The 23331-nt window shown below is 45.4% G+C and carries 23 protein-coding genes; 3 read left to right on the forward strand and 20 right to left on the reverse strand.

Going from position 1 to position 23331, the window contains the following annotated elements; translation table 11 throughout:
* Nucleotides 1-16: 16 nt before the first annotated feature.
* From rnhB to rpsB, 15 genes are all read right to left on the reverse strand, one after another.
* Nucleotides 17-634 carry a ribonuclease HII gene (gene rnhB, locus QTN95_RS01745; protein ID WP_331416114.1) on the reverse strand — a complete coding sequence of 206 codons (618 nt, stop codon included), beginning with the start codon at nucleotides 632-634 and terminating at the stop codon, nucleotides 17-19.
* A gap of 4 nt (nucleotides 635-638) precedes the next feature.
* Nucleotides 639-1781, reverse strand: coding sequence for a lipid-A-disaccharide synthase (gene lpxB / locus QTN95_RS01750; protein WP_331416115.1), 1143 nt, complete (start codon nucleotides 1779-1781; stop codon nucleotides 639-641).
* A gap of 92 nt (nucleotides 1782-1873) precedes the next feature.
* Complete coding sequence (gene lpxA, locus QTN95_RS01755; protein WP_331416116.1) at nucleotides 1874-2662, reverse strand: acyl-ACP--UDP-N-acetylglucosamine O-acyltransferase; 789 nt, start codon at nucleotides 2660-2662, stop codon at nucleotides 1874-1876.
* A 1-nt stretch (nucleotide 2663) separates the two neighbouring features.
* Nucleotides 2664-3116, reverse strand: a complete 453-nt coding sequence (fabZ, locus tag QTN95_RS01760; RefSeq protein WP_138973449.1) for a 3-hydroxyacyl-ACP dehydratase FabZ — start codon at nucleotides 3114-3116, stop codon at nucleotides 2664-2666.
* Nucleotides 3117-3211: 95 nt separating this feature from the next.
* Nucleotides 3212-4243 (reverse strand): UDP-3-O-(3-hydroxymyristoyl)glucosamine N-acyltransferase, encoded by a 1032-nt coding sequence (gene lpxD / locus QTN95_RS01765; protein WP_331416117.1) that lies wholly within the window; start codon nucleotides 4241-4243, stop codon nucleotides 3212-3214.
* A gap of 6 nt (nucleotides 4244-4249) precedes the next feature.
* Nucleotides 4250-4759 carry an OmpH family outer membrane protein gene (locus QTN95_RS01770; RefSeq protein ID WP_331416118.1) on the reverse strand — a complete coding sequence of 170 codons (510 nt, stop codon included), beginning with the start codon at nucleotides 4757-4759 and terminating at the stop codon, nucleotides 4250-4252.
* A 16-nt stretch (nucleotides 4760-4775) separates the two neighbouring features.
* On the reverse strand, nucleotides 4776-7187 hold the full coding sequence (gene bamA / locus QTN95_RS01775; protein WP_331416119.1) for an outer membrane protein assembly factor BamA: 2412 nt from the start codon (nucleotides 7185-7187) through the stop codon (nucleotides 4776-4778).
* A 38-nt stretch (nucleotides 7188-7225) separates the two neighbouring features.
* Nucleotides 7226-8584 (reverse strand): sigma E protease regulator RseP, encoded by a 1359-nt coding sequence (gene rseP, locus QTN95_RS01780; RefSeq protein ID WP_331416120.1) that lies wholly within the window; start codon nucleotides 8582-8584, stop codon nucleotides 7226-7228.
* Nucleotides 8581-9789, reverse strand: coding sequence for a 1-deoxy-D-xylulose-5-phosphate reductoisomerase (gene ispC / locus QTN95_RS01785; protein WP_331416121.1), 1209 nt, complete (start codon nucleotides 9787-9789; stop codon nucleotides 8581-8583). The genes rseP and ispC overlap by 4 nt, the downstream gene beginning before the upstream one ends.
* A gap of 41 nt (nucleotides 9790-9830) precedes the next feature.
* A complete protein-coding gene (locus tag QTN95_RS01790) occupies nucleotides 9831-10673 on the reverse strand; it encodes a phosphatidate cytidylyltransferase (protein ID WP_138973454.1) in 843 nt (280 codons plus the stop codon).
* An 11-nt stretch (nucleotides 10674-10684) separates the two neighbouring features.
* Nucleotides 10685-11440 carry an isoprenyl transferase gene (locus QTN95_RS01795; protein ID WP_138973455.1) on the reverse strand — a complete coding sequence of 252 codons (756 nt, stop codon included), beginning with the start codon at nucleotides 11438-11440 and terminating at the stop codon, nucleotides 10685-10687.
* Between the two features lie 95 nt (nucleotides 11441-11535).
* Entirely contained in the window at nucleotides 11536-12093 is a 558-nt protein-coding gene (gene frr, locus QTN95_RS01800) for a ribosome recycling factor (RefSeq protein ID WP_138973456.1), read from the reverse strand.
* Nucleotides 12094-12190: 97 nt separating this feature from the next.
* Nucleotides 12191-12922, reverse strand: a complete 732-nt coding sequence (pyrH, locus tag QTN95_RS01805; protein WP_138973457.1) for a UMP kinase — start codon at nucleotides 12920-12922, stop codon at nucleotides 12191-12193.
* A gap of 225 nt (nucleotides 12923-13147) precedes the next feature.
* Complete coding sequence (gene tsf, locus QTN95_RS01810) at nucleotides 13148-13990, reverse strand: translation elongation factor Ts (RefSeq protein WP_269376689.1); 843 nt, start codon at nucleotides 13988-13990, stop codon at nucleotides 13148-13150.
* Between the two features lie 131 nt (nucleotides 13991-14121).
* A complete protein-coding gene (gene rpsB, locus QTN95_RS01815; RefSeq protein WP_269376688.1) occupies nucleotides 14122-14850 on the reverse strand; it encodes a 30S ribosomal protein S2 in 729 nt (242 codons plus the stop codon).
* A 362-nt stretch (nucleotides 14851-15212) separates the two neighbouring features.
* On the opposite strand from rpsB, the gene map reads away from it, so the two are divergent.
* The 3 genes from map (at nucleotide 15213) to QTN95_RS01830 (ending at nucleotide 19338) form a co-directional block, all read left to right on the forward strand.
* On the forward strand, nucleotides 15213-16091 hold the full coding sequence (map, locus tag QTN95_RS01820; protein ID WP_138973459.1) for a type I methionyl aminopeptidase: 879 nt from the start codon (nucleotides 15213-15215) through the stop codon (nucleotides 16089-16091).
* Between the two features lie 103 nt (nucleotides 16092-16194).
* Nucleotides 16195-18816 carry a bifunctional uridylyltransferase/uridylyl-removing protein GlnD gene (gene glnD, locus QTN95_RS01825; protein ID WP_331416122.1) on the forward strand — a complete coding sequence of 874 codons (2622 nt, stop codon included), beginning with the start codon at nucleotides 16195-16197 and terminating at the stop codon, nucleotides 18814-18816.
* Between the two features lie 138 nt (nucleotides 18817-18954).
* Nucleotides 18955-19338 (forward strand): DUF3461 family protein, encoded by a 384-nt coding sequence (locus QTN95_RS01830; RefSeq protein WP_331416123.1) that lies wholly within the window; start codon nucleotides 18955-18957, stop codon nucleotides 19336-19338.
* Between the two features lie 191 nt (nucleotides 19339-19529).
* Here QTN95_RS01830 and pgpA read toward each other — a convergent pair whose 3' ends face one another.
* From pgpA to ribBA, 5 genes are all read right to left on the reverse strand, one after another.
* On the reverse strand, nucleotides 19530-20036 hold the full coding sequence (gene pgpA, locus QTN95_RS01835) for a phosphatidylglycerophosphatase A (RefSeq protein ID WP_331416124.1): 507 nt from the start codon (nucleotides 20034-20036) through the stop codon (nucleotides 19530-19532).
* A gap of 13 nt (nucleotides 20037-20049) precedes the next feature.
* Entirely contained in the window at nucleotides 20050-21015 is a 966-nt protein-coding gene (gene thiL / locus QTN95_RS01840) for a thiamine-phosphate kinase (RefSeq protein ID WP_331416125.1), read from the reverse strand.
* A 77-nt stretch (nucleotides 21016-21092) separates the two neighbouring features.
* On the reverse strand, nucleotides 21093-21560 hold the full coding sequence (gene nusB / locus QTN95_RS01845) for a transcription antitermination factor NusB (RefSeq protein ID WP_138973464.1): 468 nt from the start codon (nucleotides 21558-21560) through the stop codon (nucleotides 21093-21095).
* Nucleotides 21560-22030, reverse strand: a complete 471-nt coding sequence (ribH, locus tag QTN95_RS01850; protein WP_078534915.1) for a 6,7-dimethyl-8-ribityllumazine synthase — start codon at nucleotides 22028-22030, stop codon at nucleotides 21560-21562. The genes nusB and ribH overlap by 1 nt, the downstream gene beginning before the upstream one ends.
* A 188-nt stretch (nucleotides 22031-22218) precedes the next feature.
* Nucleotides 22219-23328: a bifunctional 3,4-dihydroxy-2-butanone-4-phosphate synthase/GTP cyclohydrolase II gene (gene ribBA, locus QTN95_RS01855; RefSeq protein ID WP_331416126.1), complete on the reverse strand. Its 1110-nt coding sequence runs from the start codon at nucleotides 23326-23328 to the stop codon at nucleotides 22219-22221.
* Nucleotides 23329-23331 lie beyond the last annotated feature (3 nt).

The raw sequence follows: 23331 nt of genomic DNA on the forward strand, positions 1-23331 counted from the left end.
CCCTTAACAGGGCTTTCTACTCGATGCCAAGAGCCCGTTTAACGGGTTTAAAACTCTTGCGGTGTTGATCGATCACACCATGCTGCTCAATCGCATCAAAATGCGCCTTAGTCGGATAGCCTTTATGTTTTGCAAACCCAAACTCTGGATACTGCTTGTCCAGCTCTTCCATCTCTTGGTCACGAACCACTTTTGCAATAATGGAAGCAGCACTGATCTCCGCAACTCGTAGGTCACCTTTTACAACCGCCTGTGAGTCCATAGGGAGCTGTGGGCAGCGGTTTCCATCAATAAGCACGAGATCGGGTTGAATTGACAGCCCTGCGATGGCGCGCTGCATGGCAACCATGGTCGCTTGCAAAATGTTTAACTGGTCAATTTCTTCCGGGCTGCAACGACCAACTGACCATGCCAACGCCTTCTCTTGAATTTCAGGTAATAAGGCGAGGCGTTTTTTCTCTGACAGCTTTTTTGAGTCATTCAAGCCTTCAATTGGATTCTTAGGATCAAGAATAACAGCGGCCGTCACCACATCACCAACAAGAGGACCACGCCCTACTTCGTCAACCCCCGCGATTAACTGATAACCCATTGGGTATTCAAATGGCGGGAGTTCTTTTGTCTGTTTTGTCATTGTCTTACTCTCTGCCGATCAGTTTAAGCACCGCTTGAGCGGCTTGGTTATCGGCATCTTTACGGATCCAGTGATGCATTTCAGTGAACTTTTCAATCATCTTTTCACCACCATTTTCAATTAGACGAGTGACTTCGCGAGAGAGATTCTCCGGTGTGCACTCTTCAAGCAGGTACTCTTTGACTAACTCTTGGTCAGCAAGAATATTGGGGAGTGAAACGTATTTGGTCTTCACTAGACGACGAGCAATGAACGCGGTAATCGCATTGACTCGGTAGCCAACTACCATTGGTCGTTTGAGCAGCATACATTCAAGTGCGACCGTTCCTGATGCCAGCATCACAGTATCCGCTGCGGTTATGACGTTTTTCGCCGTGTCATTAACCAATTTAAAATCGAGTTCTGGCGCGATTTGTTGCCAAGCTTGTTCAAATTGCTCACGGCGTTTTTCATTGACCAAGGCAACGACAAAACCTAACTCTGGATATTTCTTATGCAGCAACTGACAAGCTTTGATAAATGGCTCAGCCAGCATCTTAAGTTCACTGCCACGGCTACCTGGCAATACCGCTAGCCATTGCTTATCTTGTTGTAAACCTAATAGCTCGCGTGCTGGTGCCTTAGCCGACTCCATAGGAATGGCATCCGCTAATGTGTGGCCGATAAACTCACATGGAACATTAAACTTGTCATAGAAGGCTTTTTCGAATGGTAAGAAAGCCAGCACTAAGTTGGTTGCAGCTTCAATCTTGAAGATACGCTTTTGGCGCCACGCCCAAACCGACGGGCTAACATAATGGACGGTTTTAATTCCCGCTTGCTTTAAATCTAACTCAAGTCGCAAGTTGAAGTCCGGTGCATCAATGCCAACGAATACATCTGGAGGATTATCGGTGAAGAACTTAACTAACTCAGCTTTGACTTTTAGCAAACGCGGCAGTCGACCTAATACTTCAACCAATCCCATCACCGCGAGCTCTTCCATCTCAAACAGTGATTGGCACCCTTGAGCGATCATCTTCGGCCCGCCGATCCCAACGAATTCTGCATCTGGATATTTCGCTTTTATCGCCTTGATAAAGCCTTCACCCAACGTGTCCCCTGACAATTCGCCTGCGACAATTCCAATTCGTAATGGTTTTTCCATTGCTGACTGACCTATCTGATTTATTGCTTTAAAACGCAAAAAAGACCGCAGCCGAAAGACTACGATCTTTTACCATTCATTTGACTGCTGGGTTAGCGAATAACACCACGCTCAGACGTTTCCACAAACTCAATGAAGTGCTTGATTGAAGGCCAGTCTTTAGCCATCTGCTCCAAAACGACTTTGGCTTCAGCTTGAGTTTTGCCTGCACGGTAAAACTCTTTGTAAGCGTTACGTAGTGCACGCAGTTCTGCTTTTTCAAATCCATTGCGCTGTAGACCTACAAGGTTCAGACCAAATGGAGTCGCATGATTACCCTGCGCTAATACGTATGGCGGTACGTCTTTCACCACTGCTGAACAACCACCGATGTAGCTGTAAGCACCCACTTTACAGAATGGGTGAATCGCAGACAGTGCCATAACACCAGCGTAGTCTTCAACCGTTACGTGTCCACCAAGGATAGCGTTGTTACCCACGTGTGTGTGGTTACCAACGATAACGTCATGGGCGATGTGAGCATTAACACACAGTAGGTTGTCATTGCCAATCACAGTTGTAGCTTTGTCTTGAGTCGTACCACGGTGAATCTGTACCGCTTCACGAATAACGTTACGATCACCAATCACAACTGTTGTCGCTTCGCCACCATACTTCTTGTCTTGGTTCTCTTCACCAATAACAGCGTGTGGGAAAATACGGTTGTCTTTACCAATGGTAGTATGACCTTTAATGACAACGTGAGACATGATTTCAGTACCTTCACCAATCTCAATATTACCTGAGATATAGGTAAACGGACCAACCGTCACGTTGGCAGCAATCTTTACATCTCCTTCAATCACTGCTGAAGGATGAATTTGAGCCGTTTCATGAATCATATTAAAACTCTCGACGAGCACATTTTAGCTCTGCAGAACAGACAACGTCACCATCCACTTTTGCAATGCCTTTGAATGCAGCAATGCCGCGACGCTCTTTGATAAATTCTACTTCGATCACTAGCTGGTCACCTGGAACAACCGGTTTACGGAATTTCGCGCCATCAACACTAGCAAAATAGTAAAGTTCGTTTTCTGAAGGAGCACCAAATGATTTGAATGCGAGTAGACCTGTCGCCTGTGCCATCGCTTCAAGGATCAGTACGCCTGGAAATACAGGTAGTTGAGGGAAATGACCTGTAAACTGAGGTTCATTCACTGAAACGTTTTTAATCGCAGTAAGGTATTTCTCTTCTTGAAAGTCAATAACACGATCAATCAGCAAAAATGGGTAGCGATGAGGGAGTAATTCCTGAATTTCAGTGATGTTCATCGTTTTGTTTTCAGTAGTCAAAGTCATATTCCTATGTTGAATGCTAATTTGTATCTGAGAGGCATTATAGATGAAAAAGACCCGCAATACGCGAGCCTTTTTAGTTTCATCTAGAACTAGGCGTCTTCTTTATTTTCTAGCTGTTTTTCTACAGCTTTCAAGCGCTTGTTCATATCGTCAATTCGATGAACACGTGCCGCAGTTTTTCGCCACTCTTTGTTCGTTTGTAGCGGAATACCTGAAGAGTACATACCTTTCTCTTCAATACCACGCATTACCATCCCCATACCTGTGATAGTAACGCCATCGGCAATGTCAATATGACCATTGATCACAGCGCCGCCGCCGATGATACAGTATTTTCCGATCTTAGTACTGCCCGCAACAATGGTACCACCAGCTATGGCAGTACCATATCCGATGTGTACGTTATGAGCGATCTGTAACTGGTTATCGAGAATAACATTATCTTCAATAACAGTGTCATCCAGTGCACCACGATCAATCGTCGTACATGAGCCGATTTCAACACGGTTTCCAATACGAACAGTGCCAAGTTGAGGGATCTTAATCCACTCACCTTTTTCATTCGCATATCCAAAACCATCAGCACCGATCACTGTATTGGCTTGCACTAAGCAATCTGCACCTAGCTCAACACTGTGGTAAATGCTCACGTTTGACCAAAGTTTGGTATTGGCACCAATTTTGGCGTTTTTGCCAATAAAGCATCCAGCACCAATCACAACGTTATCGCCCAGTTCCACACCGGATTCAATCACTGCATTCGCACCAACAGAAACATTGGTACCCAACTTAGCGTCACTCGCAATCACAGCAGACGGAGCGATTGATTCCGCTGGCATCGGAGTGGTATCAAGCGCTTGAGCGACTCTTGCAAACGCGACATACGGATCGGCGACGACCAGTACATTACCCACGCACAGTTCACGTTGCGCTTCTTTTACCATTACAACTGTTGCTTGGCAGTCTGATAAGTGTTTTGCATACTTAGGATTAGACAGGAAGGTAACGTGACCTGCCTGTGCTTTATCCATCGGCGCTACCATGGTCACTGTCGCGTTCGCGTCACCATGTAGCTCGCCCCCGGTAATCGTCGCCAATTCGGCTAAAGAAAGTGTCGCCATAATCAATTATTTTAGTTGTTTAATTACTTTTTCTGTCACGTTGAATTCAGGTTTGCCGTATTGCATAGTTTGAATATCAACAATAATGTCGTAGCCTTCTTTTTCAGCCACTTTTTTCACTGCATCCTGAATAGTTATAAACAGTTTTTGCTTCTCTTCTGCTTCACGACGTGCGCTAGCTTGTTCCAAAGCTTGGCCCTTGATCTTGTACTTGCTATCAAGCTGACCAATTTCAATACGTAGTTTCTCTACTTCTTCCTGACCAAGTAGTTCACCATCACGCTGCAACTTCTCAATCTTCGTTTTTGCTTGCGCTTTGATCGCCTTTAGCTCGTCAGCTTTGTCCTTGAACTCTTCTTGCATTTTTTGCAATACGACTTCACGTTGAGGAAGCGCTTGAAATACTTGAGCTGTATTCACATAGCCGATCTTTTGCGCCGCTTCAGCAGCATTTGCAAAAAAAGAAGACGTCATCACAACAAGGCTTAGACCAGCCGCTTTAATCGTTTTATTCACTTTTATTTCCTCTAGATTAGAAGGTTCTGCCGATGGTGAAAGTGAAGAACTCTTCATCATCACCTTCGTAACTTTCAATAGGTTTCGCAATGGAGAAGACTAATGGTCCCATTGGAGACATCCACTGCAACGCCGCACCATAAGACGCACGATAGTTTGTCGGGTCAGAGAAGTCACCATAGTATGGATCATTCGCATACTTAGGATCGTAGACAAACTCAGTGTCCCATACACTCGCGGCATCAATAAACACACTGGTACGGATTTGACTTCTCACTTCTTCAGAAGCGAAAGGCGTTGGTACGATAAGCTCTAGGCTTGCAAGAGCAACTGCGTTACCACCGACTGAATCGTCGGTTGCTGACACACAACTGCTGCTATTACAGGTATCTGGGTTGCCGTTGGTTGTGTAAACCGCTTTAGGACCCGCACTGTTTGAGCCAAAACCACGTAGGGTTGTAAAACCACCCGCATAGTAGTTTTCATAGAACGGGAATAAGTTGTCGTTGCCGTCGGTTTTGCCATAGCCATTACCATAGCCCAAGCGACCACGCATCAGTAACGTAAACTCATGCTTCTTAGTGATCGGCACGTACTGCCTTACATCATACTGGAATTTGAAGTACTGTGCGTCTGAGCTCGGTACCGTTGCCTTAGCAAATGCACGTTGATAGTTACCAGCGGTCGGGAAGTAACCACGGTTAAGGTTATTTCGCGTCCACGCAATGTTCATATCAAAGTCATTGGTAATGATATCACCGTCGGCTTGACCGATACTTTGAGCAAAACGTTGGGCTTGGTCGTACGTCGGAACATTACCAATCTTGTTGTGAGTGTAGCCGACACCAATTTCAAAACGGTTCAGCTCATCGAATGGGAAACCCCAAGTTAAGCTGGCACCATAACTTTCGTTGGTGTAGTCAACGATACCCGCTTCCGATGCTTCAAACTCGTTGTAGAAGATCTTTCCGCCCAAACTAACACCATCAAGGTTCCAGTATGGATCACGGTAATCTAAGCTAATGTTTTTCTGGTAGTCGTTCATCATTGCATTGATACCAACGCGGTTACCACTACCCGCAAAGTTATCTTGCTGAAGACCAACCTGGAAGCTCACACCAGACTCGGTACCATAACCGATACCAAAGTTAACGCTGCCTGAGTTCGCTTCTTTTACGCTGTAGACCAAATCCACTTGGTCTTCACTACCGGGGACGCGAACGGTCTGCACATCAACGGTTTCGAAGAAACCTAAACGGCTAAGACGGTTTTTACCCGTTTCAATCGATTTGGAGTTAAGCCAGCTGCCTTCCATTTGACGCATTTCACGACGTAAAACTTCATCTTTCGTCGCATTGTTGCCCACAAAACGGATATCGCGAACATAGATACGGTTACCCGCTTCCACGTTCACCACCAGCGAAACAGATTGGTTTTCATCATCGAATTCAGGAACGGTGCGAACTTGAGGATAAGCATAACCTGCTTCGCCTAGCAGGCGTTTAACGCCTTCTTCCAATCCAGTTACCGCAGAACCGTTGTAGGTTTCACCCGGTTCAAAAGTAACTAGATTTTCAAATTCTTGCTCTTTGCCTAGCAGTTCACCATGGAATTTCACATCTTTTACTGTGTAAGGCAGGCCTTCATTAAGGCCAAGGGTGATATAAACCCCTTTCTTGTCTGGTGAAATCGCAACTTGAGTAGAGTCGATCTGGAACTTCAGATAACCACGGTCTAGGTAATAAGATTTCAGCGCCTCAATATCACCAGCAAGCACTTGTTTTTGGTACTTGTCATCAGATAGGAAGTTCCACCAAGCGACATCCACATTAAGTTCAAAGCGGCTTAGGAGCTCTTCATCGGTGTATTGTGTATTACCAATAAAGTTAATCTGCTTGATCTTAGCTGAAACACCTTCAGTAAAGACAAACTTTAAGTCTGAACGGTTACGAGGCAGTGGCGTCACCACAGCTTTAACGTTCGCATTGTACTTACCTACGCTGTAATAGAAGTCTTCAAGACCTTTTTCAATCGTAGATAGCGTTGTGCGGTCAAGCGCTTCACCAACGCGGATACCTGATGCATCGAGGTTCTGCTGTAGTTGCTCTTCTTTGATTGCTTTGTTGCCAGAGAAAGAGATACTTGCAATTGTTGGTCGTTCTTTAACTTGAACCACCAACACATCATTATCTCTTAAAACTTTGATGTCTTCGAAGTTACCAGTGGCATAAAGAGCACGAATCATTTCAGAGACATCTTGGTTATCAACCGTGTCTCCAATACGGACTGGCATTTTTAGTAATGCCGCACCGAGTGCAACACGCTGAAGGCCTTCAATTTTGATATCTTGAACTACAAAGTTCTCGGCACCATTTGCACTCACGCTTGTTGCTAACAAGGTGGCAAACAGAATATTTTTCATCGCCATATTTGTTTTAGTTATTCCTTACTTCAACCTTTACTCAGCTAAAGACGAGCAAAATCATTGAAAATTGCCACTGCCATAAGAGAGAAGATAATAGCTCCGCCTATGCGGAAACCCATTTCCTGTACCTTTTCTGGTACTGGGCGTCTGATTACAGCCTCAATAGCAAAAAACAATAAATGTCCGCCATCTAGCATAGGCAGCGGTACAAGGTTAATAATCCCTAAGTTCACACTGATTAATGCGAGGAACCCCAAGAAATAAACTAAGCCGTAATCGGCCGTCGTTCCGGCTCCTTTCGCGATAGAAATAGGTCCACTTAAGTTATTCAATCCCACATCACCTACTATCAGTTTCTTCAACATACTAATAGTCAGATTGATTACTTGACCTGTTTTCTCAACCGCTTTACCGACTGATTCAATTACACCAAATTGTAAGTCGAAGCGATAATTTTCTGGCCATTCTGCGACTTCAGGTGCGATTCCCGCAAAACCTATTACTTTATCACCTGATAGCTCACGACTATCTGGAATGATGGTCAGTAACAGAGTTTGACCATAGCGTTCAACGACGAGTTCAACCGGAGAGTTAGGGTGCTGCTGAATACTTGTCACCACCTGCTGCCAATCAGTGACTTCAACACCATCCACTTTGGCTAAGCGGTCGCCAATTTTTAGCCCCGCACGTGCACCTGCACCCTCAGGTGAGACACTGGTGAGTCGAGCCGTGATTTCTGGCTTATAAGGTACAAACCCTAACGCTGACATAGCAGACTCTTTCTCGGGGTCAAAGTTCCAATTACGCAGGTCAAAGTGCTTAATTTCTTCGATACCAACACCTTCAACCGGCGCAACGGTTATGGTGAGTTGATCATCGCCAATATGAGAAATCAAACCCATATTAACCGATTCCCAATCCGCAGTTTTGACGCCAGAAACGGCTTTTAGTTCCATACCAGGTTCTAAACCTGCTTCGGCAGCAATAGAATAAGGAGTAACTTGACCAACTACAGGCTTCACAGCGGGAACACCGATCAGAAAAACCAACCAGTATGCAAAGATAGCAAAGAGGAAATTAAATGCAGGTCCAGCGGCGACAATAGCAGTGCGCTTCCACAAAGGCTTTCTGTCGAACGCATATTGCTCGTCACCTTGAGCCAAATCATCGACTCGCCCATCAAGCATCTTCACGTAGCCACCGAGTGGAATAATAGACAGACTGTATTCTGTACCGTCTTTGTCCACCTTACTCCAGATAGACTTACCGAAGCCGATAGAAAACTTTTCGACTCTTACACCACAACGGCGTGCCACCCAAAAGTGACCAAACTCATGGACTGCGACTAATATGCCTAAAGCAACTATGAAGGAAACAAAGTTCCATAAAATACCGGTCATAGCTTACGCTCTCTTACCCAATTGGCCGCTAATTCTCTTGCCATTCTATCGACCTCGAGAATGCTTTCCAAGTCGTGACAGTGCGACTGGTTAGTATCAGCACAGACTTTGTTCAGTACTTTCTGATTAACCACTGCTATATCAGTAAACGACAACTGTCGACCAAGGAATGCGCTGACCGCAACTTCATTGGCCGCATTGACAGCGGTCGTGGCATGTTGACCTTCATAGCAGGCATCAATCGCCAGCTTCAAGCATGGGTATCGAGCATAGTCAGGCTCTAGAAACGTTAGCTGACCAACTTTCGTAAAATCAAGAGGTGCAACACCGGCTGATACACGATCAGGGTAAGACAAGGTTAACGCAATTGGCGTCGCCATATCAGGTTCGCCCATTTGCGCTAACACAGAACCATCGCGATATTGCACCATCGAATGAATAACCGATTGAGGATGAATCAGTACTTTCAGCTGTTCGCGTGATGTATTAAACAGCCACTTAGCCTCGATATATTCCAACCCCTTATTCATCATAGTCGCTGAATCTACCGAAATTTTCGGCCCCATAGACCAGTTAGGATGAGCGATCGCCTCTTCTGGTGTAACACGACTTAGCGTATCAATATCGCTGTAACGGAATGGGCCACCTGAACCAGTAAGCAGGATATTTGAGATACCATGCTGATTTAAATCACAGCGGCCTAAGTTGGTTTGAATCTCGCTCGGTAAACATTGGAATATTGCATTGTGCTCACTGTCAACAGGCATTAGCTCTGCGCCATGCTGTTTGACGGCATCAATAAACAGTTGCCCAGACATGACTAAGGCTTCTTTGTTGGCAAGCAGCACGCGTTTACCCGCTTTCACCGCCGCCATCGTTGGCAATAGACCAGCTGCACCAACGATCGCAGCCATAACGGTATCAACTTCATCAAAGGAAGAGACATGACACATTGCATTAACGCCTGAAAGTACTTCAGTAGCAATGTTCAGCTCTGCCAATTGCTGTTTTAGCGTCATGGCTGCACCGTCGTTTGCCATGACGGCATACTTAGGCTGCCATCTCTGGCACAATTCGCGCATTTTCGCGACGTTGTTACCCGCGGCAAGCGCGACAACAGAAAATTGTTGTGGGTTCTGTTCGATGACTTTAAACGTGCTTGCACCGATCGAACCAGTAGCACCTAAAATTGTTAGCTTACGCATAGCAATAAACCGATTGATGACTTAGGCAAGCCGAAGCTCGCCTAAAAAATGAAGTAAAGAAATGCAAAAACAGGGAATGCCGCTGTCAAGCTATCGATGCGATCCAGCACACCGCCATGGCCTGGGATAATATTACTACTATCCTTTATACCTGATACGCGCTTAAACATGCTTTCGACTAGGTCACCTAATACAGAAATCACTACCGTCACTAAAGTAATTGCAATCATGACCAGTGGACTGGAAAATTCTATATCGAACCAATCAGCAGCTAACCAGCCAATAACCACAGCAGTGATAATACCGCCGATCAGACCTTCAATGGTTTTATTCGGACTTACATGGGGAGCCATCTTGCGTTTGCCCAAGCTCTTGCCGGCAAAATAGGCACCGCTATCGGCAGCCCATACGATCAAACATACATACAACACAAGCTTGGCACCATGGTACGCATCACTATCAATGCCTTCAGCGCGCAGCAGTAACACGCTCCAGAAGAAAGGTAATAGTGTGAGAATACCAAATGCGTGTCGGAGTAATGTTGAGTTTTGCCACAACGCCGAAGACTTGGGATAGGTAATCGCTAATAAGCTTGAGACAATCCACCAAACACAGCCCACTGCTAATACCATATAGTGCGGCTCTACAACTTGGTTGAGACTGATGGCATCAAACGGAATAAAGGCCATACTTAGCGCACTAACTAGTACTGCAGGAATAAGTGCCATCCAACGAGATTTCGGCTCTACAAACTGAGTCCACTCCCAATAGCCAATCAACATTACAGCAGCAATGGCTAGTGTAAACAGTGGCAGCGAGAGTTCAAAAATCCCCAAAATCACTAAAGGAGCAAGGATAAGCGCAGTTATAATTCTTTGTTTCAAACTTAGGTCCTTTATTCGCTTTCCATCAATGCCTTGATCTGTTCGCCAGTGCAACCAAAACGTCGCTCACGATTGACAAACCAAGTCACTGCTTCGATCAAGCTGTTTTCATCAAACTCGGGCCAGTATATCGGTGTAAAGTACATTTCTGCGTAGGCCATCTGCCAAAGCATGAAATTACTGATCCTACATTCACCGCTGGTCCGAATCATTAAATCAACTTCAGGTAAATCTGCCATGGTTAAGTGTTGAGTGATCAGCTCTTCGCTAATCTCATCACACGTTAGTTCACCGGCGGCAACCTTAGCTGAAATTGCTTTTGTTGCCTGCATAATATCCCACTTACCGCCATAATTGGCTGCAATGTTAATGACCATTCCTGTATTTGAGGCAGTCATTGCTTCAGCTTGAGCGATTTTCTTTTGCAAGCGGTCATTGAAACGAGAGGTTTCACCAATCACTCGTAGGCGTAAGTTGTTCTTATGCAGTTTTTTCACTTCCGTTGAAAGCACTGTAATGAACAGTTCCATCAAGACGCCAACTTCTTCTTCTGGCCTTCTCCAGTTTTCACTGCTAAACGCAAAAAGAGTAATAGCCTTGATTCCGAGCTTTGCCGAAGTCGCAATGGCTTTTCGTACCGCTGCAACACCATTTTTATGGCCAAACACACGAGGTTTACCTTGTGCCTTTGCCCAACGGCCATTGCCATCCATAATGATTGCGATATGTTTTGGAAGTAAATCAGGGGAGAGTTGTGAATTATGCATAAGACGTTGATAGATAATCGGCAGGGACAAAGAGTAGCATAAAAAAACGCTGTGCTGCGAGCACAGCGCCAATTATGCGTTAAGTTTATGGAGAATTAGACTTCCATCAACTCTTTTTCTTTTGCCGCTAGCACTTCGTCAACAAGTTTAACTGCTGCATCAGTAAGTTTTTGAATCTCTTCCTGACCTTTACGATCTTCATCTTCAGAGATTTCTTTGTCTTTAAGTAGTGCTTTTAGCTCACCGTTTGCATCACGACGGATGTTACGGATCGCAACACGACCACCTTCAGCTTCACCACGAACGATCTTAACAAGGTCTTTACGACGCTCTTCTGTTAGCGGTGGAAGTGGAACGCGAATGATAGTACCCGCAGACATTGGGTTTAAACCCAAATCAGACATCATGATTGCTTTCTCAACTTTTTGAGTCAGCTCTTTATCAAATACCGTGATTGCTAGCGTACGAGCATCTTCTGCAATAACGTTCGCTACTTGGTTAAGAGGTGTTGATGCGCCGTAGTACTCGACCGAGATACCAGATAATAAGCTTGGGTGCGCACGACCTGTGCGAACTTTAGAAAGGTTGTTCTTTAGCGCTTCAACGCTTTTTTCCATGCGCTCTTGAGCGTCTTGTTTGATTTCGTTAATCACAATATCACCTTAATGTGTAAATCTTTCTCGAAGAAAGCCTAATAGGGAGTCTTCAAAAGGCAATACCGCAGCATTAAATCTGCTGCGGCGATTGGAATTACTCTGCATCGCTGATTAGCGTGCCTTCTGCTTCACCCATAACCACGCGACGTAGTGCGCCTGGCTTATTCATGTTGAATACGCGAATTGGCATTTTGTGGTCACGAGCTAACGTGAACGCTGCCAAATCCATCACTTTCAGTTCTTTATCAAGAACAGCATTGAATGAGAGCTTATCATACAGTTCTGCGTCTGGGTTTGCTACAGGGTCAGCACTAAATACGCCATCCACTTTTGTCGCTTTTAGAACTACGTCCGCTTCAATTTCAATACCGCGCAAACAAGCAGCAGAATCCGTCGTGAAGAATGGGTTACCAGTACCTGCTGAGAAGATAACCACGCGGCCTTGGCGAAGTTCGCGGATAGCATCAGCCCAGTTATAGTCGTCACACACACCTTTCAAAGGAATTGCTGACATTACACGAGCATTCACGTAAGCACGGTGCAGTGCATCGCGCATTGCTAGACCATTCATTACTGTTGCAAGCATACCCATGTGGTCGCCCACAACTCGGTTCATACCCGCTTCAGCTAGACCTGCGCCACGGAAAAGGTTACCACCACCGATTACCACACCCACTTGAACACCAAGTTCAACCAGCTCTTTTACTTCTTGTGCCATACGATCAAGGATCGCAGGATCGATGCCGAAACCTTCATTGCCTTGAAGAGCTTCACCACTCAGTTTTAACAGAATACGTTGATACGCTGGTTTAGGGTTCGTTGTCATGGAGTTTACCTTCCAAAAAGAGAGTTATTGATTAACAGTCATGGATAGAGGAAAGAACCTAGTGATTCGTTCTAAGTCGCTAGAGAAGACCTTGGCACTCTAGGGACTTGACACTGACATCTAGGCGTTGTTTCCCCTATTCATCACGGCTAACCGTTTACTACCGTTATCGTAAAAAGACCGCAGCCAAGGCCACGGTCTAATATTTGCACAATTCGCTAAGGATTAACCTTTTTGAGCTAGTGCTACTTCTTCAGCGAAGCTTAGGCCTTCTGCTTTCTCGATACCTTCACCAACTTCTAGGCGAACGAACGTAGAAACTGAAGCACCTTTTTCTTTCAGCATTTCGCCAACAGTTTTCTTAGGCTCCATGATGAAAGCTTGACCAGTTAGAGAAACTTCGCCAGTGAATTTCTTCATGCGGCCTTCAACCATTTTCTCTGCGATTTCTTTTGGCTTGCCTTCGTTCATAGCGATTTCTACTTGAACTTCACGCTCTTTCGCTACTACTTCAGCTGGTACGTCTTCTGGGTTCACGTATTCTGGACGTGAAGCAGCAACGTGCATTGCAACGTGCTTAAGAGTTTCCGCGTCGCCTTCACCAGCAACAACAACACCGATTTTCTCGCCGTGACGGTAAGAAGCTAGTGCAGCACCTTCAACGTATTGTACGCGACGGATGTTGATGTTTTCACCGATTTTAGCAACTAGAGCTACACGCTCTTCTTCGAACTTAGCTACTAGTTCTTCAACAGATGATTTAGCCGCTAGAGCTTCTAGAGCTACTTTTTCAGCGAATGCTGTGAAGTTACCATCTTTAGCAACGAAGTCAGTTTGGCAGTTAACTTCAAGAAGAACAGCAACACCGTTTTCTTCTTTGATGATGATTGCGCCTTCAGCCGCTACGTTACCTGCTTTCTTAGCAGCTTTAGCAGCACCTGATTTACGCATGTTTTCGATTGCTAGTTCGATGTCAGCGTTTGCTTCAACAAGCGCTTTCTTACATTCCATCATACCTGCGCCAGTACGTTCGCGCAGTTCTTTAACTAGAGCAGCAGTAACAGCCATTCTCTATTCCTCAGTTGATTCTGGATTTGGTAAAAAACAGGGGCCTACATTTTCGGCCCCTGCTGATAACTATAACTCAGTTTATGCTACAACTTGGTTGCACATAGACTAAGTGTGACTCGGAGCCGCTATTATTCAGCTTCTACGAAACCGTCTTTCTCAGCAACAGCAGCTACGTCTTTGTTACGACCTTCAGTTACTGAAGCAGCAGCAGCGTTTAGGTAAAGCTGAACTGCACGGATCGCATCGTCGTTACCTGGGATGATGTAGTCAACGCCGTCTGGGTTAGAGTTAGTATCTACTACAGCGTAAACTGGGATACCTAGGTTGTTAGCTTCTTTAATCGCAATGTGTTCGTGATCAGCATCGATTACGAATAGAGCGTCTGGTAGGCCGCCCATGTCTTTGATACCACCAAGAGATTTCTCTAGCTTCTCCATTTCACGAGTACGCATTAGAGCTTCTTTCTTAGTTAGTTTGTCAAAAGTACCGTCTTGAGCTTGAGCTTCAAGTTCTTTTAGACGCTTGATTGATTGACGAACAGTTTTGTAGTTTGTAAGCATACCGCCTAACCAGCGGTTGTTTACGTAGTACTGGTTGCTTGCGATTGCAGCTTCTTTAACAGCTTCAGATGCAGCGCGCTTAGTACCTACGAATAGAACTTTACCTTTCTTCTCGCCAACTTTAGCTAGTTCAGCTAGAGCTTCGTTGAACATTGGTACAGTTTTTTCTAGGTTGATGATGTGAACGCGGTTACGAGCACCAAAGATGAATGGCTTCATTTTTGGGTTCCAGTAACGAGTTTGGTGACCGAAGTGAACACCAGCTTTCAGCATATCGCGCATTGATACAGTTGCCATTTTAAAATCCTCTATGGGGTTAGGCCTCCACATCCCCCATAACTCCGACTAGGCTTCTGCCCAGCACCCCGGAATATGTGACGGAATGTGTGTGATTTAAAGATATAAGTTAGTCGGAAGTAATCAGTTTCGCCACCTGATAAACGTTCAGCTAGAGAGAACAGACCACATTTCCGGCGCGCTTTATACCATATTTTTGCCTATCATGGCTAGTAAAAAAACGATTGTTAGGGATGAGAGTGCACTATTTTCATTCCCACACGTACTATCGAAAGATGAAGAATAATTCTCATTATGTTGTGTTCCTGATAGAATGCACCGATTCGCACTCACTTGTGCACAAGAACAAATAGAGAAAGCCGATGTCAATCAAGATTAAAACAGCTGAAGAAATCGAACGTATGCGACTAGCGGGCGCGTTGGCCGCTGAAATCCTAGAAATGATCGAACCGCACATCAAAGAAGGTGTGACAACAGATGAGCTAAACCAAATCTGTCACGATTACGGGATTGAAAAAGGCGCATATTCTGCACCTCTTGATTACCATGGATTCCCTAAATCAATCTGTACGTCCATCAACCACATTGTATGTCACGGTATTCCAGCTTCAGCAGACGAAGTAGGCAGCAATGGGCAACTGAAACCTGCTGTGCTCAAAAATGGCGACATCATTAACGTTGATATTACCGTTATCATCCCTAACGATGCTGACGCTGATTTGTCTGTCCGCCCAGAGGGTTACCATGGTGATACATCGAAGATGTTCTTTGTCGGCGAAGTATCTCCTGCTGACAAACGTCTATGTATGGTCACCCAAGAAGCGCTATACATTGGTATGCGTCAAGTGAAACCAGGCGCAACCGTTGGTGATATTGGTACGGCAATTGAGAAATACATCAAAACTAACAACAAGAACAATCCACGCAATAAGTTCTCTATTGTTAAAGATTTCTGTGGTCACGGTATTGGTAACGAGTTCCACGAAGAGCCTCAAATCGTTCACTACAAAAATAACGACCGCCGAGTACTAAAAGAAGGCATGTGTTTTACCATTGAACCAATGATTAACGAAGGTAAGTTTGGCGTGACTGTTGATGCCGAAGATGATTGGACGGTTTACACTGGTGATGGTAAGAAGTCAGCCCAGTATGAACACACCATCTTGGTGACGAAAAACGGCTGTGAAGTGTTAACGCTGCGTAGCGATGACACCATCCCTCGCCTAATGAACAACGCATAATCAACGCAAGTTCCTCAAATATCCCCGCCCAGTCGGGGATATTTTTTTATCCTTATAAGTCTGATAGATTGGTCATCAGGACTGTTTTGCATGGATTCGCTGTATGCCGTTTCAATCACCACTCACTTTTGACGATCAACAGCTCACAATTGCTGAGTTAAAAAACCAGCTAGAAAAATTTGCTGATTACCAGAAACAAGAGTTTCTTGCCCATCACCCAGTGACCGACTTGGTATTAGGTCGAGCTGAATATATCGACCTACTTCTCAACCGTTTGTGGCAACATTTTGGCTTTACCGCCTTACCTAATATTAGCCTTGTCGCTGTTGGCGGTTATGGTCGAGGTGAACTACACCCACTGTCAGACATCGATATCCTGGTTGTATCGCGTAAGGCACTGCCTGATGCACTTGCCAGCAAAGTGAGTGAGTTCATTACCCTACTTTGGGATTTACGTTTAGAAGTCGGCCACGCGGTACGTAGTGTCGAAGAGTGTGCTGCCATAGGACGTGAAGACCTCACGGTGGCGACGAACTTACAAGAGGCTCGTTTGCTGTGTGGTTGCGAAGATACCTTTCACCAGCTAAAAATGGTGATTCATTCAGAATCATTTTGGCCAAGTGAGATTTTCTACAAGGCCAAGGTTCAAGAGCAGCGCGACCGACATGCTCGTTACCACGATACGACTTACAATTTAGAGCCGGATATTAAGTCTACGCCAGGTGGTTTACGTGACATACACACTCTGAGTTGGGTCGCACGTCGTCACTTTGGTGCAACGTCTCTACTCGAAATGAGTCGCTATGGATTTCTAACCGATGCCGAGTACCGAGAACTGGTCGAGTGTCAGGATTTTCTATGGCGCGTTCGCTTCGCGTTGCACATTGAGTTAAAACGCTATGATAACCGCCTCACCTTTGCTCATCAGCCTCAGGTGGCTGAAAGCCTTGGATATACTGGGGAAGGAAATCGAGGCGTTGAGATGATGATGAAAGAGTTCTATCGTACGCTTCGCCGCGTAGCAGAACTCAATAAAATGCTGCTAAAACTCTTCGATCAGGCGATCCTCGACAACGGTATCGAAGATAAGCCAGAAGTTCTCAGCGAGGATTTTCAGCGTCGCGGTCATCTTATTGAAGCGCGTAAACCTGCGTTATTTCAGGCGCGTCCTGAAACTATCTTAGATATGTTCCTGCATATCGCGAATGATTCAACCATTGAAGGTGTCTCGCCACCGACCATGCGCCAACTAAGAACCGCTCGTCGACGCCTGAATAAATTTTTACACACCATTCCAGAAGCTCGTGAAAAGTTCTTAGAGCTTTGTCGTCATCCAAATGCACTACACAAAGCCTTCAGTCTGATGCACAAACTTGGAGTACTAGCGGCCTATCTGCCTCAATGGAGCCAAATCGTCGGCCAGATGCAGTTTGATTTGTTTCATGTCTATACCGTTGATGAACACAGCGTGCGACTCCTAAAACATATCAACACCTTCGGCTACGCTAAAAACCACGATAAACACCCTATCTGCTGCGAAGTCTATCCGAGAATTCAGAAAAAAGAGTTATTGATCATCGCAGCCATTTTCCATGACATAGGCAAAGGTCGTGGGGGAGATCACTCGGTTATTGGTGAAGGTGAAGCGTACGATTTTTGTATCGAACACGGTTTATCTAAGCCTGAAGCAAAGCTAGTTTCTTGGTTAGTTAGAAACCATCTACTGATGTCTGTGACCGCTCAGCGCCGTGATATCTATGATCCGGAGGTGATTACTGAGTTTGCGAAACAAGTTCGTGATGAAGAGTATTTAGAGTATCTGGTTTGTCTCACGGTCGCGGATATTTGTGCCACCAACCCAGAATTATGGAACAGCTGGAAGCGTACCTTGCTTGCGGAGCTTTTTTACTCAACGCAACGAGCACTGCGCCGCGGCTTGGAAAATCCTGTCGATGTTAGGGAACGTATTCGTCACAACCAACAATTAGCCTCGGCTTTGCTGCGCAAAGAAGGGTTTAGTGCCCGAGAAATTGAAGTATTGTGGCAGCGCTTTAAGGCAGATTATTTTTTACGCCATACACACAAACAGATCGCTTGGCACTGTATGCACTTACTTCGCCATGAAGACCATACCAAGCCACTGATCCTTATGTCTAAAAAAGCCACTCGCGGTGGTACAGAAGTGTTTGTCTATAGTAAAGACCAGCATGCGCTTTTCGCCACTGTGGTCGCAGAACTTGACCGACGTAACTTCAACGTTCATGACGCGCAAGTCATGACCAGCAAGGATGGTTACGTACTCGATACCTTTATGGTTCTAGATCAGCATGGTGAAGTGATTGACGAAAGCCGCCATAAAGCAGTGATTAAACATCTGGCACACGTACTTGAAGATGGTAGACCAACCAAAATCAAGACACGCCGGATTCCGCGTAACCTGCAACATTTTCAGGTCAAGACGACGGTCGATTTCCTACCGACAAAGAGCAAAAAGCGTACCTTACTCGAGTTTGTTGCTCTGGATACTCCTGGATTGCTGGCAACGGTAGGGGCAACCTTTGCCGATTTGGGGATTGATCTGCACGCTGCGAAGATCACAACCATTGGCGAACGTGCCGAAGACTTGTTCATCATTACTAGCCAAAATGGTGGCAAATTAACAGAGGAAGAACAGCAAGAATTGCGCGAAAACTTGATTAAAAACATCGCTGAACTGGCACCGTAAGCGATCTCGACCACAAGTTATTAACTTGGTTAAAAAAGCGCTGTCTACCACGAATATTGACTGCTACATTAATAGTGAATTGTTAATCCCTACTCGCTTTGAGTAGGGATAGTCACTGCAACACAATAGAGGTAGCCTATGTATCCACACCTCACTGGTTTAGGTATTCACGATCCTAAACAAATTGAGCGCTATTCCCTTCGTCAAGAAGCGCACAAGGATGTGTTAAAAATCTATTTTCACAAACAAAAAGGTGAGTTGTTTGCGAAAAGCGTCAAGTTCAAATACCCACGACAAGTCAAAAACGTTTTGGTTGATAGCGGAAGCCATCAATACAAAGAAGTAACTGAAATAAACCGCAACTTGACTCTAGTTATTGATGAGCTGAATAGGTTGACCAAGCCAGTTAGCAGCAATGAAGTCGACGTAAAACAGAAGATTCTTACCGACTTACGCCACTTAGAGAAAGTGGTCTCAAGTAAGATTGCAGAGATCGAAGCGGACTTAGAGAAGCTGAAATAGAAGTGAGAAATTTTTGGAAGGTTGACGTGAAAGCGTCAACCTTTTTTTCTGGATTTTAGAACACAAAACTCTGTATCAGATACCTGCACCTCTCGAAGGGCGCAGCCCGTTCTAAATTCTCGTAGGACGAAGTCCGTTCTCGAAGCGCAGCGCTCTAATTTCTCGACTCTCGTAGCGAAGCGTTCTAAGCTTTAAACAAGCCAACCCGCATATTTGCCAACCAGATAAAGCGCCACACCCGCCATCACACCAGCGACAATATCATCCAGCATAATACCTAACCCGCCATGTACTCGCTTATCCAACCAGCCGATAGGCCATGGTTTTACCATGTCGAAGAATCGGAACAGAACAAAGCCCGTTAACAGCCATTTCCAGTCATATGCCGACAGGTTTAGTACTGGGACCACTAACATTGTAATCCAAAAGCCAGCAAACTCATCCCATACAATTGAGCCATGATCATGAACCCCCATATCATCCGAGGTGACTTGGCAAATTTTTACACCGACGATGCAAGCAACGACGAGTGCAACAAGATACAAAGGCAGAGGTAATTGCACCAGCAGCAAATAGAAGGGGATCGCCGCTAGCGTACCCATCGTACCCGGCACGATGGGCGATAGACCACTACCGAAACCAGTCGCAAGTAGGTGCCATGGATTTTTTAATGAGATAAGAGAAAGAGGATTCGTCATAACTGATTATATCTTACTTAAAGTGATCGTAGCCGCTTAGGTGCCAGTCGATTGGTTGCCCATTACTGTGCAGTTCAAAGGTTCCCTGAGGACGAATCTGGCCGATACATGTTACCTTAGCGCCACAATGTGCGAGTGCACTTTCAATCGATCCCTTGTTCTGCTCAGGGACGGTAAAGCACAGTTCATACTCTTCACCACTTGATAACGCATATTGCAGAGCAAGCTCTGCACTGCCTACAAACTGAGTAAGTTCATTAGAAACAGGAAGCTGTGCTACGTCAAGGCTTACCCCAACGTGTGAGCGATTCAATATATGCTTGATATCAGAAATCAGTCCGTCAGAAATATCGATAGCGGAACTAGCCAAATTGAGTAGTGCTTGCCCCACCAGCACTCTTGGTGTTGCTAGGTAATGACGCTGCTCCAGTTGCTCGGCAAAAGGCTTACGACGCAAACTGTTATCAAGCACCACATCTAAGCCTGCTTTGCTGTCACCGAGCACCCCGGTAACGTAGACCCAATCTCCAACCTGAGCACCATCTCGACGTAATGCTTTATCTGCATCCACTAAACCCTGCACGGTTAAAGTGATACTTAAAGGCCCTTTAGTGGTATCACCACCAATTAACTGGATTCCGTAGTAATCCGCCAACTCAAAGAAAGCATCACAGAAGGGCGCCAGCCATAACTCATCTGGGCTCGGCATAGTCAACGCAAGTGATACCCAACTCGGGGTCGCCCCCATTGCTGCAAGATCACTAATATTGGACGCTAATGCCTTGTGCGCAACCCAGCTAGGGTTTGCATCAGCCAGGAAGTGTGTCCCTGCAACTAAAGTATCGGTACTGATCGCCACAGAAAGGTTCTCTGGTACTTTTACCAATGCACAATCGTCACCTGCGGCAAGCACAACGTCTTTCCGTTGCTTCTGACGATTAACAAAATATTTTTCAATCAGATTAAATTCACCAGACATACTATGACCGTTAAATTATTGAATGTTTGGACATAAAAAAGGTCAGCATTTGCTGACCTTTAGATAATCAAAACCGATTATTTCTTACGTACATGAGGTGCCGCTTTATCTAGCACACCATTGACGAATTTGTGGCTATCTTCCGCCGCGAACACTTTTGCAAGTTCAATCGCTTCGTTAATGACCACTTTGTAAGGCACATCTTCACGACGTGTCATTTCATACATTGCTAAACGAAGAAGCGCTAGCTCCATCATATCCAAATCTTGCATTGGACGAGCAGTGTATGGACGAATCTTACTATCTAGCTCTGTGTGACTTAGCACAACACCTGTTAGTAGGTCACGGAAGTATGCGACATCTGTATCCGGAGTAGATAGTGCAGGTTCTGATGCATGATGTTCTTCTTCATCATACTTGCCACCTGACAAAAACTGCTCCTCAATCGTAGCAACATTTTCTTTAGTAATTTGCCAAGAGTAGATCGCTTGTAGAGCGAATCGACGTGCATTACGACGTGCGGCTGGTTTCACACTGGCCCCCATTAGGAATCGATTTCTGAAAGAACGTTAATCATCTCAAGTGCGCTTAGTGCAGCCTCTGCACCTTTATTACCAGCCTTGGTTCCTGCGCGCTCAATTGCTTGGTCAATTGTATCAACAGTCAGTACACCAAATGCGACTGGAAGACTGTATTCCAGAGACACCTGCGCAAGACCCTTGTTACATTCACTACAAACATAGTCAAAGTGTGGTGTACCACCGCGAATTACTGTACCTAGTGATACAATCGCATCGTACTTACCGGTTTTAGCTACGCGCTGAGCAACAAGTGGAAGCTCTACTGCACCAGGACAGCGAACGATAGTGATATTATCTTCGCTTACTTGACCGTGACGCTTTAAAGTATCGATTGCACCAGACAATAGACTTTCGTTAATAAAACTGTTGAAACGAGAAATAACGATAGCAATTTTTGCGTTTGGCGCTGGGAAGCCACCCTCGATCACTTTCATAAGCCTTCCTTTAACTATGTTCATCAAGTGAGAATCGCCGGATTCTAGCACAAATCTGTGAGCAATATCTAATAGAAATTTAACAGAACGAGTACCCAGCAGCTAAAGCATTTGGCTAGTACAAGTTTTAGGCCTTGCACTAACGACAAGGCCTGATTGAGTAAGTAGAACAAGGTCAGTGACCAAGATTACTCACATACATATTCAACGACGTTCAAGCCAAAACCGCCAAGCGCATGGTACTTTTTGTTGGTTGATGACAATAGACGCATATCATGTACGCCAAGATCCGCAAGAATCTGCGATCCCACCCCCACGCGGCGAGAGGTACCTTGTTTTTTCGCTAATGTTGGTGCTTGGCCTTTGTCCTGTGCTTCGAACATTTTAACGCGATGGATCAACAGTTCCGTTGACTCCTCGTTACCAAGAATAACCAAAACACCGCCCTGTTCACCGATACGTTTCATGGCCGCATCAAGCGTCCAACTGCGCTCAGCATTTCTATCGCTATGCAGTAAGTCAGTAAAAGTATCTTGCAAATGAACACGGACTAACGGTGCATCTGCGGTTAACTCACCTTTGCAAAGTGCATAGTGGATTTGGTTGTCTATGGTGTCACGGTAAGTCACTAAGTTAAATTCACCAAACTCGGTAGGCAATTGACATTCAGCGACACGCTCAATGGTCGTTTCCGTGTTATTGCGGTATTCAATCAGATCCGCAATCGTACCCAGTTTAAGGCCATGCTTTTCAGCAAAAACTTCCAAGTCAGGACGGCGTGCCATAGTGCCATCGTCATTGAGAATCTCGACAATCACACCCGCTGGCTCTAGCCCAGCAAGACGAGCTAAATCACAACCTGCTTCTGTATGCCCGGCACGTGTTAAAACTCCGCCTTCTTGCGCCGCTAAAGGAAAGATGTGGCCTGGCTGAACAAGATCTGCGGCTTTGGCATCTTTCGCAACTGCCGCCTGAACTGTACGCGCGCGGTCTGCAGCAGAAATACCAGTCGTTACGCCTTCCGCAGCTTCGATTGAAACCGTAAAGTTGGTGGTGTACTGAGCATTGTTGTCTTGAACCATAGGAGGCAAACCAAGACGCTCACAACGCGCTTTAGTCATGGTTAAGCAGATCAAGCCACGACCGTGAGTCGCCATGAAGTTAATCGCTTCTGGAGTCACATGCTCAGCAGCCATGATTAAATCGCCTTCATTCTCACGATCTTCGTCATCCATCAGGATAACCATTTTACCTAAACGAATATCATCAATAATTTCTTGTGGCGTACTAATTGGCATCTT

Source organism: Vibrio sp. M260112, assembly GCF_036533775.1.
Lineage (GTDB): Bacteria > Pseudomonadota > Gammaproteobacteria > Enterobacterales > Vibrionaceae > Vibrio.